Below are 21,041 nucleotides of genomic sequence, written 5' to 3'. Positions count from 1 at the left end.
CATTGGTCATTAGTCATTAGTCATTGGTCATTAGTCATTGGGAAAATAAGTTATTACCCTGTCACCTGTCACCTGTCACCTGTCACCTGTCACCTGTCACCTGTCACCTGTCACCTGTTCCCTACTTTATCAGATGCGATCGCATACCATATTTGCAGAAAGGTCTGCTGATTTAGTTTCCCACGCTCTTGACCAGGAAACAACGGGTCAAATTTCTGATAAGTGTCTGTTCTCAGTTGTTCAATAGATTTATATTTACCCAATTTACCTGACCGTGCTAGTTCTCCCCAAGTTTCGTAATCTTGTCTAGTATAGCTTCCCAGTTTTCTGCGGGCTGAAACACTGAGATTAGCACGTTCTATTTTATCTAATAAATCATCAGCAATACCATACCATTCATCACGTAAAGCTGCATCTTCTGGCTTAGTAGAGATACTGCGTCCTTTTAATTCTGGTTTTTGGGTATAAAATATCTCATCTACCATCTTTGTAAAAAATCCTGAAGGAATTTCTAGCTGTTGACGACGACTGAAAATTTTTTGAATGTCGCGGGTTTTTGGTTTGTCACTCACAGGTTGACTAGCTGGGTTTCCTCCTAAGGGAATTTGCGGTAGAGAAAGTTCTGGAACTGTAATTGATGTTACTGAGCGAAAAACATAATTTCCAGCCGCCCAAACACCAGCACCAGTTAAAACAATGGCGCTAGTTCCCAAAAAGCTGACAGCGAAAGGACGCAACCAAGCCGGCATAGGTATTTGTTGAACAACAAATTGAGTCTTGCTATGGAATTTACTACTAATTGCCTTTGCGTTTTTTATACCTGGGGCAGCTACCATTGTTTTTAGCTTAGTCATATAAGTATTCTGGCTTTTGACAGAATTAATTATGGTATTTGCTGTATGGACAGAAGATGGTGCGGGTAAATCTTTGAGAACTTGTTCAGCTTTTTGATAGCGATCGCTCGGTTTATATGCCAACATCTTTTTGAAGACAGTTTCTAATTTGGGACTAACCTTAATTTCCTTTCCCCAATACCAAACTCCGTTATAACTATCGTAAAGTGACTGTGGTTCCTTACCCGTAAGTAAAACCAAAGCCGTTACAGCTAAAGAATATAAATCACTACTTTTAAATACTTTCCCCTGAATTAACTGTTCTTCAGGTGCGTAACCCTTTTTACCTAATAAAGTCCCATCTCCACCCAACTGAGTTCGCCAAAAACCCTGAGAAGCTGGTAATTGTTTCACACCACCAAAATCAATCAACACGGGTAAATTATCACTTTGGCGTAAAATTAAATTATCTGGTGAGATATCGCGGTGAACAATATCTAGAGAGTGAATGTAAGTCAACACAGGGAGAATATGATGCAGGAGGTTAACAACTTCCTCCTCACTAAAAGATTTGCCCTGACTTTGACGTTGTTGAAATAATTGGTAATAATTATCACCTTCAATATAATCTTGGACTAAAAAGAAAAAATCCTTAGTGCCAATTTTCGCTGGAAACGAAGAGTGAAAACGCGGAATTTGAGGATGTTGAATTTTTTTGAGTACGCTTGCTTCTCGTTCAAACAGTTCTTTGGCTTTTTGTAAATCCTGTGGTTTGATAACTTGAGGTGCAAATTCCTTTAATACGCACTTTTGGCGGGATTTTTGCCTATCAATAGCTAAATAACTGCGTCCAAAGCCACCTTGCCCCAGTATACGCGCAATTTCATAGCGATTATCTATCACCTGTCCCACAGTCAGCGGTAATGCTTCCCCGCAGTGAGTGCAAAAACTGTGACTGCCCTTATTTGCGTGTTGTTTACTGCAATATACCAGCATGGTACGGAAGGATGAATTAACCAATTTGAGATTTTGGATGTGAGATTTTGAATTCTAGATTGTATCACCTGGAAACAATATGACATAGAGTAGGTTGAAACTGTAAAGACTCTTCACGTTTTTACCAGTTCCTCTTTTCCAGAAAGTCAATATTTCCAGATATTATTAATGGCTACAACGACTAAAAAGCACTTTACGCAGATTTGTCCCAGAAATATTCAAAGCCGTATCTCGTTCCCTGTCTCTGACTGGGAATGCAAACAAGAGGCTCTGCCTCTACTTTACATGGAAGGCAGAGTCTTCTAAAATCCATTCCCATACAGAGTATGGGAACGAGAGAAATGTTCCCCATTCCTTATCTAAAATTAAACCCCTTGGTAGGGGTTTAGGTGCGTATCTAGGGCTGACCAAGGAAGTCTCGTTTGCCGAGTTCTACACCGCAGTGTCTAAGAATGTCATAGGTTGTTGTGACATGGAAATAAAGATTTGGTAAAATAAAATACAGGAGAAATGGCATTCCTGGAAAAGATAGAGTGCTACCACCCGCCTCTAGGGTAATTGTTCTCTCCTCGGAACCGTCGATTTGTTCAGGTTTAAGCGTATTTAACTGAGAGATAGTTTTCTGAATGCGGTCAATAAGTTGAGGGAATGTGGTTTCATTGTCCTCAAACTTAGGCGCTTCTATCTCTGCTAGTTTTGCAGTACCTCTGTTTGCTACGTCACAGGCAATTTGTACTTGTCTCGATAATGGAAACATATCTGGGAATAGACGACTATTGATCAACACAGAAGGATCTATTTTTTTTGTTTCTGCATATTCAGCACCTTTTTCAAGAATAGCTATCAGGTTATTCAGTGAGTGAATAGACACGGGTACTGTAGCTTTGTACATGGAAATGGTCATTGAGATTTCTCCAGAAAGAGTTCAAACGACTTTGATTTGCCCCATCTAATCTTAGAGGGTTAATTAACAGTTGGCAAAAAGCCAATATTTATTCTGGGAGTAGCCAAATTCTAATTGTTCGATCTTCGCTACTACTAGCTAGAATTTTCTGATCGGGACTCAGAGCAATTGCCTCTACCGGAATTGCATCACTTCCAAAAGATAGCTGGAAAATTGCATTTTATGGATAAAATACTGACAAACAGCGACCAGATTTTTTCCACGCACAACTTTTATGAAGCACGAAATACCGACGGAAAGGGCAATTCTGGCATTAGAAAATTTTTTGTCTACTCCCTTAGAAGAGAAACTAGTAGAGCATCTCGATATACCCAGCGAAGAATTAGCGATCGCACTATTTCAACATATAGCTGTTACTGTACCCGCTTATCAAGCATTTTTAGCAGAACGAGGCATCAATCCCCAGACTATTCAAACTGTCGAAGATTTCCAAAAAATCCCCACCATCAATAAAGAAAATTATATTTCCCGTTATTCTTTGCCCCAATTGTGTAATAATGGAAAACTAGGAAGCTGTGATATGATCGCGGCTTCCTCTGGCTCAACGGGCAAGCCGACATTTTGGCCACGTTTTTATACAGATGAACTACAAATAGCCACAAGGTTTGAGCAGATTTTTCACGATAGTTTTGATGCAGACACCAAAAACACCTTAGCAGTAGTTTGTTTCACCTTGGGAACATGGGTGGGGGGAATGTTCACCACTAATTGCTGTCGTCATCTCGCTACCAAGGGTTATCCTATCACAGTGATTACACCTGGCAACAACAAAACCGAAATATTGCGAGTTGTGCAAGAACTGGGTAATCATTTTGAGCAAGTTGTCCTTTTAGGATATCCGCCATTTCTCAAAGATGTTATTGATACGGGTATTGCTGCTGGTGTGCAATGGCAGCAATATCAGATTAAATTAGTGATGGCCGGAGAAGTATTTAGTGAAGAATGGCGAAGTTTAGTTGGTGAAAGAGTAGGTTCTCAACATCCCTGTTATGATTTTGCTTCCATGTATGGAACAGCAGACGCAGGAGTTTTAGGAAATGAAACACCTTTGAGTATCTGCATTCGGCGGTTTTTAGCAGAAAATCCTAATGCAGCTAAAGCATTATTTGGGGAATCTCGTTTACCGACATTAGTACAGTATGACCCCTGTAGTCGATTTTTTGAAGTTGAAAATGGGAATTTGCTATTTTCTGGTGACAATGGCATTCCTTTAATTAGATATAACATTTTAGATCATGGCGGGTTAATTAGTTACGAAGAGATGCTGAAGTTTTTAGCAAAATGGGGATTTAATCCCTTAGAAGATCAAAATCTCTCTTCGTCTACTCACCACTCACCCAGAGGAATTCATCAATTACCTTTCGTCTATGTTTTCGGAAGATTAGATTTTACAGTTTCCTATTTTGGCGCAAATATTTACCCAGAAAATGTCACAGTCGGGTTAGAACAACCGATAATTAGAGAATGGGTAACGGGTAAATTTGTGTTACAGGTAAAAGAAGACGCAGACAAAAATCGGTTTTTATCTGTAGTTGTGGAATTAGCACCAGGAGTGAAGAGTAACAAGAAGAAGAAAGAAACTATAACCTCTTCCATACTTTCCCAATTGTTGCGTTTGAATAGCGAGTTTGCTAATTATGTTCCCTCAGAATATCAAATACCACAGGTGACATTAACTGCAAATGGCGATGCAGAGTATTTTCCTATTGGTGTCAAACATCGATATACTAGGAAGTAGAATTCATAAGATTAGATTAACGACAGCGCAATATCAAGACTAAAGGTTGGGTGTTATCACTTCAACCCAACCTACAGTATAGCTTTTACAAAAACTCTAATTAATGATGTCTTCTATAGCGTCTATAGTTATGACATTGGTAATACCTTCCTCGATAATATCTGTAACGATTTCTACCATGACAAGTCCGATAACGTCGAACTTGGGTAGTAGTTTGACGACGATGATGAGGATGTGCATCAGCATTTTCTGTAATACCCAACACGGACATAGACGCTATTACAGTAGCGAGAAGTAGTGATGTGATACGTTTCATGAGGTTAATTTGAAAAATTAGTGATAATTTCTACAAGCGCAGGATTTTTACGAAGCGGAGATTCCACAGAGCTTTGAATAGATATTATCATAAAAATCGTCAAAATTATCCTTGATACTTTTAGGGCGGATAATTGGTAATTGGTAATACCATTTTAGATTTTAGATTTTAGATTTTGGATTGTCAAAAACTTTCTGCATCAGTATCTTGTGAGATTTTTGGGCAACTTTACGTTTAGTTACATAGTACTCTTCGAGAAGCCGCTGCGCGTCTACGGTTTTTTTGTGCCTTTCTACTTATCATATCCGGCTAATTAATGATTACGCCATTTGTGGAACAACCGCAAAATTCTCTTTCCCCCTGCTGTCTTAATGATAAGTTTTTAACCGGACACGATCTGAAGGGACTGAACTTATTTGCATAGTATGATTTTTGGTATCTTGTTAAACAAAATTATTAATAATAACCATTATCACCTTCCTTTTTTTTGAAGAAGAGGATTTTTTTACCCAATTGCTCATAAGAGCAGCTAGTAGATAGATTAAGAAATACACTAATAATACACAACCCAGACACCAAAACAATTTCAAGCCCGTTACCTCTTACCTCTTGCCTTATATAATAGACGTAAGTTCATAACATACTCAACCCAATTTATTAAACAAATCAACTATTATTCTTAACCTTAAGTTTATTTTTATATGAAATCTTAAACGAAGACAAAACAGCAAAATAGCTATCTGATTTATTGATATTTTGCAAAAGCAATTTTGATAATTGTTATCGTTACAAAAACAGTAAATAAATGTTTAACAGCATTTTTGTCGGATTTAATCAAAGGAAAATGAACCATCATGGCTAAGAATACAATTATCATGATTGGCGACGGTATGGGCTGGGAAATGGCTCGTGCTGCGGCAATAGCTAAAGAAATTGAAGCAGGAAATACAGGTACTACTCTCGCTGATTTTTATACTTACTAGTCGTTACTGCTGACCACGACCACTATCTCACCCTAAATCAAGATTTTCCCGAATTACTGCGGACTCAAGGTGGTGAAGCCCTCACAAATATAGATACCGTTGACGGATCTGGTCATTATTGGGGTTCTACACCAGACACCACCAAGTACGGTTGGGGTACTCACACCAACCGTCCAGTTCCTGTTTATTACCAAGGTGCTGGTTCTGAAGTATTGGATGGCTTAGTCAGTCAAGGATATGAAGCTTACGGCTACGACATTCCTGGAATTGACGGTTTGGTAGATCAAAGCCACATTTATCAGACCATGTTTGCTGCGGTGACAGAAATCAATGAACAAGATTTGGTTTTTGGAACATCCGACAGCGACACCTTGATCGCAACTGTAGATTTAGATGGTGTTCAAGACACTGTATTTACTGGTGCAGGTAACGATGAGGTAGATTTGGCATTCAATAGTAATGCTCGTAACAACCGCGTCTTTGGTGGTAGTGGCGAGGATATGATTAATGTCAGTCGGCGCGATCGCGCGTTTGGTAGCAGTGGGAATGACGAATTCTATGCTGTTGATGGACAAGGTGAAAACCGGATGTCCGGTGGTGCTGGTAATGATACATTCTACCTGGGTAATGGCGATCGCGCCCTAGGTGGTGATGGTAATGATAAATTCTACGTTGTTGAAGGTGGTGGTAACTTACTCTCTGGTGGTGCTGGTGCTGACCAATTCTGGATACTGACTGGTGATTTACCTAGTGCGGCTAACACCGTTGTTGACTTTGAAATCGGTACTGATGTGTTAGGTATTGGTGGTCAAGGTGCAGGTTTTGACTTTGCTGATTTGACCCTGAGTGGTAACAGTATTGCAGTTGGTAGTACAACTATTGCTATTCTCACAGGAATAAATACAACTAGTTTGACTGCTGCTAATTTCGCCTTCGATTCATAAATTAGTACCACAGGGCGGAATTCAAAAGTCAAAAAGTAGATTAATCAAGCTTTTTAGCAGTGTTGTAGCTTGCTTACCCCTAGGGGGTATGGTTTGTTAACTTACACAGTTCAGTACTAGTTTCGGCAAATTGGGAGAGGAAGAGGTTCCTTTCCCATTTTTTTTAGCAATTAATGAAAATGCTTTCTAAGTATTTGATGTTGATATAAACCTATTTTTAACCTTTTATTTTACTTAACTTACTTTCACCTTAATCTTTTCATGAAATTATTGTGACTGCTAGTTGAATTTCTTCATAATGACTTTATCCCTGCTGTAATAGTATTGCCTCAATCATCTGATTAGAATCTGGGAATACTTTTCTAAGTCAGATTTATAAGGTAATAAGTTAATTTTTAATTCCCGCAGAGATGCCAAAAGAAATTCAGCAATGTGTAAAACCAAAAAAGCCAGAAGAGAAATACTAAATATATGGTTTCCCAAGTAGAGTTAATAGGTTTTGCTTCTTTACCTGCTGACACCTTTGGTGAAGGCCCAGATTCTGGAAATGGGATCTCTGGTAATGGCATCACTGGCCCTTTCCCCGGCCAGCCAATTCAAGGTTTTAGTGGTGTACAATTTGCCAAAAATAATACTTTGTATTTCCTGTCAGATAATGGTTATGGAAGCAAAGATAATAGTGCCGATTATTTGCTGCGTATCCATCGTGTAGATCCCAATTTTAAGGGAATAGAAAATGGTGATGGTACTGTTAATACTTTAGATTTCATTCAATTATCTGACCCTAATAACAAAGTTCCTTTCACAATTGTGAATGAAGGAACTAGCGCAAGATTATTAACTGGTGCAGATTTTGATATTGAATCTTTTGTAATTGCGGAAGATGGTTCAATTTGGATTGGTGACGAATTTGGGCCTTATCTGTTACATTTTGATGCTAGTGGCAAGTTGTTAGATGCACCTATTCCTACACCTAACACAGTCACATTAAATACCTTAAATGGTGAAGATCCAATTGTGATTGGACACCGGGGTGCTAGTGGTGAACTACCAGAACATACCCTAGGATCTTATAAATTAGCAATTGAACGAGGTGCAGATTTCATTGAACCAGATTTGGTTTCTACTAAGGATGGTGTGCTAATTGCCCGTCACGAACCAATGCTAGATGATACTACCAATGTAGCGGAAGTTTTTGGTGCAGACCGCAAAACTACCAAGATGCTGGATGGTGTAGAAGTAACTGCATACTTTGCTTCTGATTTTACCTTAGCAGAAATCAAAACACTGCGGGCAAAAATGCCCCAAAGTTTCCGCACTCAAGTGTTTAATGATTTGTATGAAATTCCTACTTTTGCGGAAATCATTGATTTAGTTAAACAGGTAGAAGTTGATACAGGTCGCAAAATTGGTATTTATCCAGAAACGAAACATCCAACTTTTCACGATAATCTGAATCTATCTTTAGAAGAACCGCTGTTAGCAACTTTAGAAGCAGCAGATTTCACAGATCCTAGTCGGATATTTATTCAATCTTTTGAAGTTGCTAATCTCAAAGAACTAAATGGGAAAACAGATATCCCTCTAGTTCAATTGTTAGATGCTTATGATGTTAATCTTGATGGTTCTCTGCAAGAAGTTCAACCCTACGATTTCGTTGTTAGTGGTGACAACCGGGATTATGGAGACTTACGGACAGTTGCAGGTTTACAAGAAATTGCTACCTATGCGGATGGTATTGGCCCTTGGAAACGAATGATTGTTTCTGTGAAGGGTGTGGATGCTAATAACGATGGTGTAGCGGATGATGTCAATGGTGATGGTGCAGTTAACGATGCTGATAAAACTCTGACTGCTCCTACTAGTTTAGTCCAAGATGCCCATGATGCAGGTTTGTTGGTACATCCCTACACCTTCCGCAACGAAGGACGTTATTTAGCCTCAGATTATAATGGCAATCCACAGGAAGAATTTAAACAGTTTATCAATTTAGGTGTTGATGGATATTTTACCGATTTTCCCGGTACAGGTGACTTAGCACGCGATCGCATCACTAGTCCATTCGTTAGATCGCCCCAAAACCCCGATGTTCTAGCTAAAACCGAATTTAACACCCTAAATGGTAATGCACCGTTAGTAATTGGTCACAGAGGTGCAAGTGGTGATCGTCCTGAACATACCTTAGCAGCTTACAAATTAGCGATCGCAGATGGTGCTGATTTTATTGAACCTGATTTGGTAGCCACCAAAGATGGAATTTTAGTAGCACGTCACGAAAACGCCCTCGCAATACTCAATGCTGATGGTTCCGTTAACCGCACAGACACCAGCACAGATATCAATACCCGTCCAGAATTTGCAGACCGTTTCACCACCAAAGTCATTGATGGTCGTACTATCAGAGGTTGGTTTACCGAAGACCTGACCTTAGCAGAAATTAAAACCCTCAAAGCGATCGAACGTTTACCAGATCTGCGGGGAACAGAATATGACAATGACAACTTAGAAGTTCCCACTCTCCAAGAAATCATTGAATTAGTCAAACAGGTAGAAACAGAAACAGGTCGCAAAATTGGTATTTATCCAGAAACCAAACACCCCACGTACTTTGCAACTGAAGGTACACGCCTAGATGGTACTACCAAAATCAACACCAATTTAGGACAGCTACTAGTTGATACCCTAGTTGCTAATAACTTCACTGATCCAAAACGGGTATTTATTCAATCCTTTGAAGTAGGCAATCTCCAAGAACTACATGATGTTCTCATGCCTGCTAAGAATATTGACATTCCACTAGTTCAATTATTTGGTGGTGCCACACAAAGACCCTATGATTTTGTAGTTAGTGGAGATTCTCGCACCTACGGCAATCTGACCACCCCAGCAGAACTAGCTAAAATTGCCGAGTATGCTTCTGGAATTGGTCCGAGCAAGCGTTTAATTATTCCTGCTAACACCGTAGATAACAATGGTGATGGTCAAGCAGATGACCTGAATGGTGATGGCATAATTAACGAAGCCGATAGAGTTCTTGGTACTCCCACCACCTTAGTACAAGATGCCCATAATGCCGAATTGCTTGTTCACCCTTACACCTTCCGCAACGAAGATGTTTTTCTCGCATCAGACTACGATGGAGATCCCAAAAAGGAATATGAACAGTTTATTGAATTAGGAATTGACGGCTACTTTACTGACTTCCCCAGTACAGGAGATTTGGTGCGTGACCAATTTGTAGGTGAAGTTGTTGTTTCCAATCTTGGTGGTTCTAGAGGTTTTGAAGGTATGGCTATTAGTCCCGACCAAAAAACCTTATATCCTTTACTGGAAGGAACAGTTTTCGGTGATCCCGCAGGTTCACTGCGAATCTATAAATTTGATGTCGCTTCTCAGGAATTCCAGGGATTACAAGGCTTCTACAAGTTGGAAAATCCCAGCTATGCTATTGGTGATTTCACAGTCATTAATAATAATGAGTATTTAGTGATTGAGCGGGATAATGGTCAGGGAAGCACTGCGGAATTTAAGAAAGTCTACAAAGTTGATTTGTCCAAAAAAGATGCTAACGGCTTTGTAGAAAAAGTAGAAGTAGCTGACCTTCTAAATATCCAAGACCCCAACGACCTCAATGGAGATGGAAAAACAACCTTTGATTTCCCATTTGTGACGATTGAGAATGTTTTGGTTGTTGACAAAGATACCATTTTAGTTGCCAATGATAACAACTATCCTTTCTCCATCGGTCGTCCGGGTAATGATCCTCAAAATCCAGTCATTGACAACAACGAAATCATTCTGCTCAAATTAGATCAGCCTCTCAACCTTGCTGCTGGTATAGGTCAAGCGACCAATGAATTGGTTACAGGTACACCGGGTACAGATGACCTAGTAGCTGGAGTTGACTTTGATGGAGTTAAGGATACAGTATTCACCGGTGCAGGGAACGATACAGTAGATGTTCCTTTTGGTGGAAGTTTAGCTCGTAACAACCGCATCTTTACTGGTAGTGGTGAGGATAGCATTTTTGTTGCTGATAGCGATCGCGCGTTTGGTAGCAGTGGGAATGACGAACTAGATGCAACAGATGCCAGCAACTACCGCATTTCCGGTGGTGTAGGTAATGATGAATTCTACCTGGGTGACAATGGTCGCGCTTTAGGTGGTGATGGTAATGATATCTTCTACGTCCAGGATGGTGGTAGTAACTTGCTTTCTGGTGGCGCTGGTGCTGACCAATTCTGGATTCTGACTGGCGATTTACCCAGTGCTGCTAACACCGTTGTTGACTTTGAAATCGGTACTGATGTGTTAGGTATTGGTGGTCAAGGTGCAGGTTTTGACTTTGCAGACTTGACCCTGAGTGGTAATAGCATTGCTGTGGGTAGTACAACCATTGCAATTCTCACTGGAATCAATACCACTACCTTGACTGCTGCTAATTTCGCTTTTGTATAAAACCAGCAGGTATTAAATAGACATCTGGTGAAAATTATTGTAGGGACAATTCATGAATTGTCCCTACAAGAGTTTCAGGTTATACGCACTTAATCACCGGAGATAGCGATAAGGGGACTATTACCGCAGGGCGGAAGTCAAAAGTCAAAAGTCAAAAGTCAAAAATAATAGAGACTTTAATAAATTTAACTATTGATTTATATTTTCTTCATTCTATCTTAACTTATTTATTCAATTCTAGTTCTAAAAGGATTTGAGGTTATCCCATGACAGATTTTAGACTGCAAATTCTCCATGCTTCTGACCTAGAAGGTGGTGTAGATGCAATTTCTGATGCACCTAACTTTGCGGCAATTGTTGATAGCTTAGAAGACTTAGTTGATAACTCCATTACCCTGTCTGCGGGAGATAACTACCTAGCCGGTCCATTTTTTAGTGCCGCAGGAGATATAACTTTCCGTAACAGTGGCTTATTTAACGATATCTACAATCAAATTTTCGGTTTACCCAATGAAACCATCAATGATAGCTATGGTGGTTTAAGAGAAGGTAGTGGTCGAGTTGATATCTCAATTATGAATATCATTGGCTTTGATGCTTCTGCCCTTGGTAATCATGAATTTGATTTGGGTTCGGAAGTTTTAAGAACCATTATAGCAGCAGAATATCGGGGTGCAGGTTTAGCTGATGATAGATGGGTAGGATCTCAATTTCCTTACCTATCCGCTAACTTAAATTTTGCCGCAGATAGCAATTTATCTGGTTTATTTACTACTAATATTCTCCCTAATACAGCCTTTCAAACAAATCCCACAGCATCCTTAGCGGGAACAACCACCCCAAAAATTGCCCCGGCGACAATTATTGAAAGAGGAGGTGAACAAATAGGTGTAGTTGGTGCTACCACCCAATTATTAGAAAGTATTTCTTCTCCCACCGGGACAACGGTACAGGGAACAAAAGCAAATGATATGGATGCCTTAGCTGCTATTTTGCAGCCTGTGATCAATCAATTGCAAACCCAAGGCATTAATAAAATTATTGTAGTTTCACATCTGCAACAAATTGCCCTAGAACAACAACTAATTACCAAGTTAAGAGGTGTAGATGTAGTTATAGCTGGTGGTTCTGATACTATCCTGGCTAATGGTGATGATAATTTGCGTTCTGGAGATACACCGGCAAATACCTATCCCATCGTCACCACTAATGCAGATGGAGATCCCGCAGTCATTGTTAGCACTGATGGCGAATATTCTTATGTAGGAAGATTGGTAGTAGATTTTGATGCTAATGGCATTTTAGTAGATGCTAATGGTAGTCCTCTGGATGAAGTCAGTGATTTAGATTTAGTAATTAATGGTCCAGTTGCGACTACAGAGGATCAAGTAATTGCTTTATGGGGTAGTACAGAAGCTGCTTTTGCTGAAGGGACAAAAGGTAATCTGGTTAAACAGCTAACCGACGCTGTTGAAGGATTGGTTGCAGCACAAGATAGTAATGTTTTTGGTCGGAGTGAGGTATTTATTGAAGGTCGTCGAGAACAGGTAAGAACTCAAGAAACAACTTTGGGTAATTTGTCTGCGGATGCTAATTTGTTCTTTGCTAAAACTATTGATGCTACTGTGCAAGTATCCATCAAAAATGGCGGTGGTATTCGGGCAGCTATTGGTGAAGTAGATGCAAATGGAACACTTCTTCCTACCCAAGAAAACCCCTTTTCTGGTAAGCAAACGGGGGAGATTTCCCAGCTAGATATTCTGGATAGTTTGCGATTCAATAATGGCTTATCTTTGTTGACTGTCACCGCAGCAGAATTAGAGCAAATTTTAGAATATGGTGTAGCAGCAACTGCTGATGGTGCGACTCCTGGACAATTTCCCCAGGTAGCTGGGATTCAGTTTAGTTTTGACCCCAATCAACAGGCTATTGTCTTGGAACGAGATGCAAATGGGGCGGTGACTGGTGTACAAACAGAAGGCGATCGCATTCGTAGTTTGGCTATTATCGATCCTGACAATGGTCAAGTCTTAGATGTAATTGTGGAAAATGGGCAATTGGTAGGAGATGCAAATCGGCAAATTCGCCTAATTACCCTTGATTTCCTAGCAGGTGGTGGTGATAACTACCCATTTCCTGAATTTGGTGAAAATCGCGTTGATTTAACCCAACCTAGTAATGCTACTAGAACTGGTGTTGCTACCTTTGCTGCGGATGGTTCGGAACAGGATACACTAGCTGAATTTTTAGCTGTAAACTTCCCTATAGGTGGGAATAAAGCTTTCAATATCGTGGAAACACCCCCAGAAGAAGATACCAGAATCCAAAACCTCAATTTCCGGGAAGATACAGTTTTAGGCGTTCCTGGAGAACTCATTTCAGGAACTCCCGGTGCAGATATATTGATAGCTGGAACTGACTTTGATGGAGTCAATGACATCGTGTTCACAGGTGCTGGAAATGATGAAGTTGATGTACCCTTCGGTGGTAGCCAAGCTGGTAACAATCGCATCTTTACAGGCAGTGGTGCTGATATTATGTATGTAGCTGATGGCGATCGCTCTTTTGGTGGTAGTGGCAATGATGAAATCGACGCTACAGAAGCCACAGGCTACCGTCTTTCCGGTGGGACAGGTAATGATATCTTCTACTTAGGTGCAGATGGTCGCGCTTTAGGTGGTGACGGTAATGATATCTTCTATGTCCAAGATGGTGGCGGTAACTTTCTTTCCGGTGGTGCTGGTGTTGACCAATTCTGGATTCTGACCGGCGATTTACCCAGTGCTGCTAACACTGTTCTTGACTTTGAAATCGGTACTGATGTGTTAGGTATTGGTGGTCAAGGTGCAGGTTTTGACTTCACTGACTTGACCTTAAGTGGTAACAGCATTGCTGTGGGTAGTACAACCATTGCAGTTCTCACTGGAATTAATACCACCACCTTGACTGCTGCTAATTTCGTTTTTGCTCAGTAAATTAGTTTAGTGAAAATGGGAGAGAGAATAAAGTCTTTCTCTCCCATTTTCTTTTAATGATTGGATTTCTATTAAATTCTAAAATGTAGCATTTTGAAATTTGGTATCAAATTTTCTTAATAACTCATTTCTTAATCTTCTATTATTTATTTCTTAACTTAACTAGGATAGCGTTTTGTTTGTAGTCAGGATTTAACCCCTTTTTTTCAAAAGTTTCACAGTACTAAAATTCCTAACTACAAATTAACCATCAAACTCTAATTGCAAATATAAAAATGGCAAATTCAATTCAACTTACCCAGATCGGTAATGTCAGTTTAAACGGTGCAGAAATTTCTGATTTTGATCCCAAATCAAAACGACTTTTTGTAACTGGAGAACTTGAAGGTAAAGCAATAATTCAAGTAATTGATGCTTCTAACCCAAACAATCCGACTAAGATTACCAATATTGATCTTTCTAGCTTAGGTGGAGGAATTCAAAGTGTCGCCGTCAGAAAAGGTATAGGAACAGAAAATAGCATTTTTGCTGTGGCAATTTCTGCTAACAATAGTACCGATTTTGGTAAAGTTGCTTTTTATGATGCGGTTACTCTCACTAAACTTTCCGAAGTGATAGTAGGGTCTTTACCCGATATGATCACTTTCACTCCCGATGGTAGCAAATTACTTGTTGCTAACGAAGGAGAACCAAACGAAGATTATACTGTTGATCCAGAAGGTTCAGTTAGCATTATTGATGTTTCTGGAGATATTGCTAGTTTAGATAATAGTAAAGTTACAACTGCTGATTTCACTGCATTTAATGGACAGGAAGCAACTTTAAAAGCAGAGGGAGTTAGAATTTTTGGACTTAATGCTTCAGCATCTGAAGATTTTGAACCAGAATATATTGCAGTTTCTCCAGATAATCAAACTGCTTTTATTACTCTCCAGGAAAATAATGCTGTTGCTATTCTTGATATTGCCAGCGGCACTATTACCGACGTTGTACCTCTAGGTTTCAAAGACCATAGTTTACCTGGGAATGGTCTAGATGCTAGTGATAGAGACGATGGCATCAAGATTGAAAATAGGCCTGTTTTGGGGATGTATCTACCGGATGCAATTAGCTCTTTTCAAGTTGGAGATGAAACCTTTTACATCACTGCAAATGAAGGAGATGCTCGCATTCGTCCCACTGGTGATGATATTTTACCTGCTCCTAATGATGGAGAGGGTGATATTTTCAATGAAGAAGTAAGAGTTAAAGATGTCATACTTGATCCAACTGCTTTTCCTAATGCTGCTGAACTGCAAAAAGATGAAAATCTGGGTCGGTTGCTCATTACTAATACACTAGGAGATATTGACGGAGACGGAGATTTTGATCAACTTTATGCTTACGGCGCTCGTTCTTTCTCCATTTGGAATTCTCAAGGTCAATTAGTATACGATAGTGGCGACCAGATTGAACGAATTTTGTCACAACAAACACCTGCATTTTTCAATGCAAACAACGGTTCTGCTGATGATGTTGACACTCGTTCAGATAATAAAGGCCCTGAACCAGAAAGTGTAGTTGTTGGTGTGATTGATGATGTACCTTATGGATTTGTGGGTTTAGAACGTGCTGGTGGTGGGGTAATGGTTTATAACCTGAGTGACCCAACTGCACCTGAATTTGTCCAGTATATTAGAACTGAAGGTGATATTAGTCCTGAAGGTTTAAAATTCATTTCTGCGGAAGATAGTCCTAATACTAAACCAATGTTGGCAGTTGCTAATGAAGTTAGTAATACTGTGAGCTTTTATGAAATACTTCTCAGTGCTGCACCTACAGTTGAAACCAGCCCCGACTTATTTGATGATGAAGACCCAGGACAGGCTGAAGTAGATCAAAATGCAGATGCGGACGACCCAGCTATCTACGTCAATGCGGAAAATTCTGCCAATAGCTTAGTATTAACTGCGGTCAAAAATGCCGGAGTGCGGGTTTATAACTTATCTGGGAATTTATTGCAAACAGTGAATCCTGGGGAGATTCGTTATAACAACATTGACTTGCAATATGGGTTTAAACTGGGTGGAGAGTCTATTGATATTGCCGTAGCGAGCGATCGCGGAAATGATAAACTAGTAATCTTCAAAATCAACCCCAACTCTAGCAACGGCAACTATTTAGAAGATATCACCGACAGCAATATCGGGACAATTTTCCAAGCTGCACCCTTTGACCCTCCCTACGAACCATCTTCTCGCAGTTCCTACGGACTCACAATATATCGCAGTCCTTTTACCAATGATTACTATGTCTTCACAGGACGCAGAGAAACTGGAGATATAGCCCAGTTAAAATTAATTGACATTGGCAACGGTAAAATTGGTGCAGAAATAGTCCGAGAATTTACTGTACCCACAATTAATGGCATAGACCCCCAAACTGAGGGAATGGTTGTAGACCAAGAAACAGGCTTTCTCTATATCGGTCAAGAAAATGTCGGTATTTGGAAATTTGATGCAGAACCCAACGGTAGCAACACAGGTAAACTGATTGATGTAGTCAAAAGTTTGGGTGGTAGCAATTTAGTAGAGGACGTAGAAGGACTAACTATCTACTACGGTGCAAACGGTACAGGTTACTTAATCGCATCCAGTCAAGGAGATAACACCTTTGCAGCATATACACGTGAAGGAAACAACGAATTTTTAGGGCGTTTTGGTATCGGTAACAACGGTGCAATTGATAGCGTCCAAGAATCAGACGGTGCAGATGTTATCAACGTCCCTCTTGGTGCAAACTTCCCCTATGGTCTATTTGTTACCCAAGATGGCAACAACGACCCAGTTAAACTAGTTGAAGATGATGGGGAAATAGAAAACGTCAACAGCAACTTTAAATTTGTTCCTTGGGAAAATATTGCAAATACCCTTCCTGATATCCTCAAAATTGACACCACCAGTTACGACCCCCGCAACCCCGTACTTCAACCCAGATTAACTAATTACGAATTTGACAACCTACCCAAATTAGGAACAACTTCCGCAGGTCAAGATATCTTTTTAGGTGGCTTCTCTGGGTTGTATTTCCAAGGAGTAGCAGCTAATGGTAACTGGAAATTTGTTACCCACACAGACCGGGGACCCAATGGAGAACCCACAGGTCAAAATAGACCATTTCTATTACCCGATTTCCAACCAGAAATAGTCAGTTTTGAACTTAATCAAACTACTGGTGAAATCAGCATTACCAAGAGAACTGGGTTATTTCGTGCAGATGGTACAACCCCATTAACTGGACTTCCTAACCTCCAAGCTGGTGCAGGTGGTACAGCTTACACCGATGAAATTGGTGTAGATTTGAATGGTCAAGTCCTACCTAATGATCCTTTTGGTGCAGACTTAGAGGGAATTGTTATTGCTGAAAACGGCGACTATTGGATGGTTGATGAATACCGTCCTGCGATTTACCATTTTGATGTCAATGGGAAGTTACTTGAGCGTTTTATTCCCCAAGGAACAGCCACAGCAACGGAACCAGACCAACCCGCAGGAACTTTTGGGACTGAGGTATTACCAGCAGTTTACGCCCAACGCCGGAATAACCGAGGGTTTGAAGCTGTAGCACTGGAAGGCAACAAGCTTTATGCTTTTATTCAGAGTGCGATCGATAATCCAGATAATGCTGGTGATACAACCTCTAGAGGTTCTCGTAATCTCAGAATTCTGGAGTTTAACATAGTTACTAAACAGGTAACAGGTGAGTATCTATATCTTCTCGACGATATTACAGGTAGTGGCACTGCGAAAACAGATAAGATTGGTGATGCTGTTTCTCTAGGTAATGGTAAATTTGCAGTTGTAGAACGAGATGACAGAAGTGATAACACTTCTAATAAACTCATCTACAAAATAGATTTAGCCGCAGCGACTAATATCAATAATCCTGCTAATTTTACTTTGCCAGCTGGGAAGACGATTGAAGAACTATCACCTGCGGAATTAACTGCGGCAGGAATTACTTCAGTCTCCAAAAGTTTGATTGCAAATGCAGCCCAACTTGGTTACACGGGAGTTGAAAAATTAGAGGGTTTGGCGTTAGTTGCACCCAACACTTTGGCTTTGATTAACGATAACGATTTCAATGCTGCCGGCACAACAACTCCTGAGAAACTAGCAATTCTCGAATTACCTGATAATCTTCAACTCACATTGGGTACTGCGGGTAACGATGAGTTATATGCCCAACAGGGTGAGGAAATTCAAGGACTGGGAGGAAACGATCGCTTATTTGCTGAAGGTATTTTGGGTGGAAACATCCTTGATGGTGGTGATGGAGATGATGAGCTTTTTGTAGTTGAAGGTATCAATAACACCCTCAAAGGTGCGGCTGGAAATGATGAGCTTGTTGTGGTTGAAGGCACTAATAACACTCTTGATGGTGGTGCAGGAGACGATGAGCTTGTTGTGATAGAAGGTAGCAATAACACCCTCAGAGGTGGAATTGGCAGCGATTTACTACGGACATCCAGCACAACAGGTAACAATAGCCTTTATGGTGGTGACAATGATGATACTCTTTTTGGGTCATTAGCGAGCGATAGGTTATTTGGTGAATCTGGTGATGATTCACTGTTCGCTGGTAGCAAAGGTACTCAAATGACTGGCGGTGCTGGGTTAGACCGCTTTTTCCTGGGTAATGGAGCAGTTCCCGAAGCCCCTGGGGAAGTATTAGATTTCACCAAAGGTGCAGATAAGGTTGTAGTTGCTGGCATCCCTGAAGTTCAAGAATTTGCTGATTTGATACTGCAACAAACAGGGGCTGATACAATTGTCAAAGCTACTATCAATGGCTCTATAAGAGAGTTGGGCATTTTAAGAAATGTTCAAGCCAATACTCTGACAGCAGCGGACTTCGACTTTGTTGCACCTACAAACAATGCACCGACTGTCACAAACATCAGTAAATCTGGAGCCGAAGATACCAATATCACTTTCCCGGTTGAGAACTTCATATCTGCATTCACTGACATAGATAGTGATAGTCTGACGAAGATTAAAATTAGCAGTTTACCTGCAAACGGAACTTTAAAGTTAGATGGTACAGCAGTTACAGTTAATCAAGAAATAGCAGTTGCTGATATTGCTAAACTCGTCTTTACTCCCACAGCTAACTTCAATGGTAATACTAGCTTTGGTTGGAATGGTTTTGATGGAACTGTCTACGCTACAACCAATGCAACGGTTAATCTAGTAGTCACACCAGTTAACGATGCACCGACTGTTACCAACATCAGTAAATCTGGAGCCGAAGACACCAATATCACTTTCACCCTTGAGAACTTCACATCTGCATTTACTGACATAGATAGTGATAGTCTGACGAAGATTAAAATTAGCAGTTTACCTGCAAACGGAACTTTAAAGTTAGATGGTACAGCAGTTACAGTTAATCAAGAAATAGCAGTTGCTGATATTGCTAAACTCGTCTTTACTCCCACAGCTAACTTCAATGGTAATACTAGCTTTGGTTGGAATGGTTTTGATGGAACTGTCTACGCTACAACCAATGCAACGGTTAATCTAGTAGTCACACCAGTTAACGATGCACCGACTGTTACCAACATCAGTAAATCTGGAGCCGAAGACACCAATATCACTTTCACCCTTGAGAACTTCACATCTGCATTTACTGACATAGATAGTGATAGTCTGACGAAGATTAAAATTAGCAGTTTACCTGCAAACGGAACTTTAAAGTTAGATGGTACAGCAGTTACAGTTAATCAAGAAATAGCAGTTGCTGATATTGCTAAACTCGTCTTTACTCCCACAGCTAACTTCAATGGTAATACTAGCTTTGGTTGGAATGGTTTTGATGGAACTGTCTACGCTACAACCAATGCAACGGTTAATCTAGTAGTCACACCAGTTAACGATGCACCGACTGTTACCAACATCAGTAAATCTGGAGCCGAAGACACCAATATCACTTTCACCCTTGAGAACTTCACATCTGCATTTACTGACATAGATAGTGATAGTCTGACGAAGATTAAAATTAGCAGTTTACCTGCAAACGGAACTTTAAAGTTAGATGGTACAGCAGTTACAGTTAATCAAGAAATAGCAGTTGCTGATATTGCTAAACTCGTCTTTACTCCCACAGCTAACTTCAATGGTAATACTAGCTTTGGTTGGAATGGTTTTGATGGAACTGTCTACGCTACAACCAATGCAACGGTTAATCTAGTAGTCACACCAGTTAACGATGCACCGACTGTTACCAACATCAGTAAATCTGGAGCCGAAGACACCAATATCACTTTCACCCTTGAGAACTTCACATCTGCATTTACTGACATAGATAGTGATAGTCTGACGAAGATTAAAATTAGCAGTTTACCTGCAAACGGAACTTTAAAGTTAGATGGTACAGCAGTTACAGTTAATCAAGAAATAGCAGTTGCTGATATTGCTAAACTCGTCTTTACTCCCACAGCTAACTTCAATGGTAATACTAGCTTTGGTTGGAATGGTTTTGATGGAACTGTCTACGCTACAACCAATGCAACGGTTAATCTAGTAGTCACACCAGTTAACGATGCACCGACTGTTACCAACATCAGTAAATCTGGAGCCGAAGACACCAATATCACTTTCACCCTTGAGAACTTCACATCTGCATTTACTGACATAGATAGTGATAGTCTGACGAAGATTAAAATTAGCAGTTTACCTGCGAATGGGACTTTAAAGTTAGACGGTACAGCAGTTACAGTTAATCAAGAAATCGTAGTTGCTGATATTGCTAAACTCGTCTTTACTCCCACAGCTAACTTCAATGGTAATACTA

Annotated in this window: 9 protein-coding genes and 2 pseudogenes; 7 read left to right on the top strand and 4 right to left on the bottom strand. The window is 40.2% G+C overall.

All coding sequences use genetic code 11. From position 1 onward, the window contains the following. Positions 1-23 precede the first annotated feature (23 nt). Positions 24-176, top strand: coding sequence for a hypothetical protein (locus tag A9Y75_RS28325; RefSeq protein WP_177176130.1), 153 nt, complete (start codon positions 24-26; stop codon positions 174-176). On the opposite strand, the gene A9Y75_RS07220 is transcribed toward A9Y75_RS28325, so the two are convergent. From A9Y75_RS07220 to A9Y75_RS27375, 3 genes are all read right to left on the bottom strand, one after another. After that, complete coding sequence (locus tag A9Y75_RS07220) at positions 111-1,829, bottom strand: serine/threonine-protein kinase (protein WP_071188901.1); 1,719 nt, start codon at positions 1,827-1,829, stop codon at positions 111-113. The two genes, A9Y75_RS28325 and A9Y75_RS07220, sit on opposite strands and share 66 nt — an antisense overlap. Before the next feature lie 397 nt (positions 1,830-2,226). After that, complete coding sequence (locus tag A9Y75_RS07215) at positions 2,227-2,733, bottom strand: DUF1993 domain-containing protein (protein WP_071188900.1); 507 nt, start codon at positions 2,731-2,733, stop codon at positions 2,227-2,229. Positions 2,734-2,821: 88 nt separating this feature from the next. After that, the gene (locus A9Y75_RS27375) at positions 2,822-2,917 is read right to left on the bottom strand and encodes a WD40 repeat domain-containing protein (RefSeq protein ID WP_269086290.1); all 96 of its coding nucleotides are present in this window, start codon (positions 2,915-2,917) and stop codon (positions 2,822-2,824) included. A gap of 90 nt (positions 2,918-3,007) precedes the next feature. On the opposite strand from A9Y75_RS27375, the gene A9Y75_RS07210 reads away from it, so the two are divergent. Beyond that, the gene (locus A9Y75_RS07210) at positions 3,008-4,531 is read left to right on the top strand and encodes a phenylacetate--CoA ligase family protein (protein ID WP_071188899.1); all 1,524 of its coding nucleotides are present in this window, start codon (positions 3,008-3,010) and stop codon (positions 4,529-4,531) included. A gap of 100 nt (positions 4,532-4,631) precedes the next feature. Here A9Y75_RS07210 and A9Y75_RS27370 read toward each other — a convergent pair whose 3' ends face one another. After that, entirely contained in the window at positions 4,632-4,847 is a 216-nt protein-coding gene (locus A9Y75_RS27370) for a hypothetical protein (RefSeq protein WP_143046377.1), read from the bottom strand. 854 nt (positions 4,848-5,701) lie between these two features. Between A9Y75_RS27370 and A9Y75_RS30055 the strand changes: the two genes are divergently transcribed. The 5 genes and pseudogenes from A9Y75_RS30055 to A9Y75_RS29440 all read left to right on the top strand — a co-directional run. Continuing rightward, positions 5,702-5,830 (top strand): hypothetical protein, encoded by a 129-nt coding sequence (locus A9Y75_RS30055; RefSeq protein WP_269086277.1) that lies wholly within the window; start codon positions 5,702-5,704, stop codon positions 5,828-5,830. Beyond that, a pseudogene (locus tag A9Y75_RS07205) lies at positions 5,824-6,774 on the top strand (alkaline phosphatase); the annotation flags it as partial. The gene A9Y75_RS30055 and the pseudogene A9Y75_RS07205, both read left to right, overlap by 7 nt. A 480-nt stretch (positions 6,775-7,254) precedes the next feature. Continuing rightward, positions 7,255-11,232, top strand: a pseudogene (locus A9Y75_RS07200) (glycerophosphodiester phosphodiesterase family protein); the annotation flags it as partial. Between the two features lie 266 nt (positions 11,233-11,498). Then, the gene (locus A9Y75_RS07195) at positions 11,499-14,207 is read left to right on the top strand and encodes a bifunctional metallophosphatase/5'-nucleotidase (protein WP_071188897.1); all 2,709 of its coding nucleotides are present in this window, start codon (positions 11,499-11,501) and stop codon (positions 14,205-14,207) included. A gap of 275 nt (positions 14,208-14,482) precedes the next feature. Then, positions 14,483-21,041 (top strand): phytase (locus tag A9Y75_RS29440; RefSeq protein ID WP_236721355.1); only part of this gene is annotated, 6,559 nt, incomplete at its 3' end.

This window comes from Trichormus sp. NMC-1, from assembly GCF_001858025.1.
In the GTDB taxonomy this organism is placed as follows: domain Bacteria; phylum Cyanobacteriota; class Cyanobacteriia; order Cyanobacteriales; family Nostocaceae; genus Anabaena.
Note: the sequence above shows the minus strand (reverse complement) of the source record. Positions and strands in the feature narration are given on the sequence as shown.

Bases quoted from the DNA above. Each gene is read 5' to 3' on its own strand.
- A9Y75_RS07220 (WP_071188901.1), bottom strand. From the start codon at position 1,829: ATGCTGGTATATTGCAGTAAACAACACGCAAATAAGGGCAGTCACAGT.
- A9Y75_RS07215 (WP_071188900.1), bottom strand. From the start codon at position 2,733: ATGACCATTTCCATGTACAAAGCTACAGTACCCGTGTCTATTCACTCA.
- A9Y75_RS07210 (WP_071188899.1), top strand. From the start codon at position 3,008: ATGAAGCACGAAATACCGACGGAAAGGGCAATTCTGGCATTAGAAAAT.
- A9Y75_RS27370 (WP_143046377.1), bottom strand. From the start codon at position 4,847: ATGAAACGTATCACATCACTACTTCTCGCTACTGTAATAGCGTCTATG.
- A9Y75_RS30055 (WP_269086277.1), top strand. From the start codon at position 5,702: ATGGCTAAGAATACAATTATCATGATTGGCGACGGTATGGGCTGGGAA.
- A9Y75_RS07195 (WP_071188897.1), top strand. From the start codon at position 11,499: ATGACAGATTTTAGACTGCAAATTCTCCATGCTTCTGACCTAGAAGGT.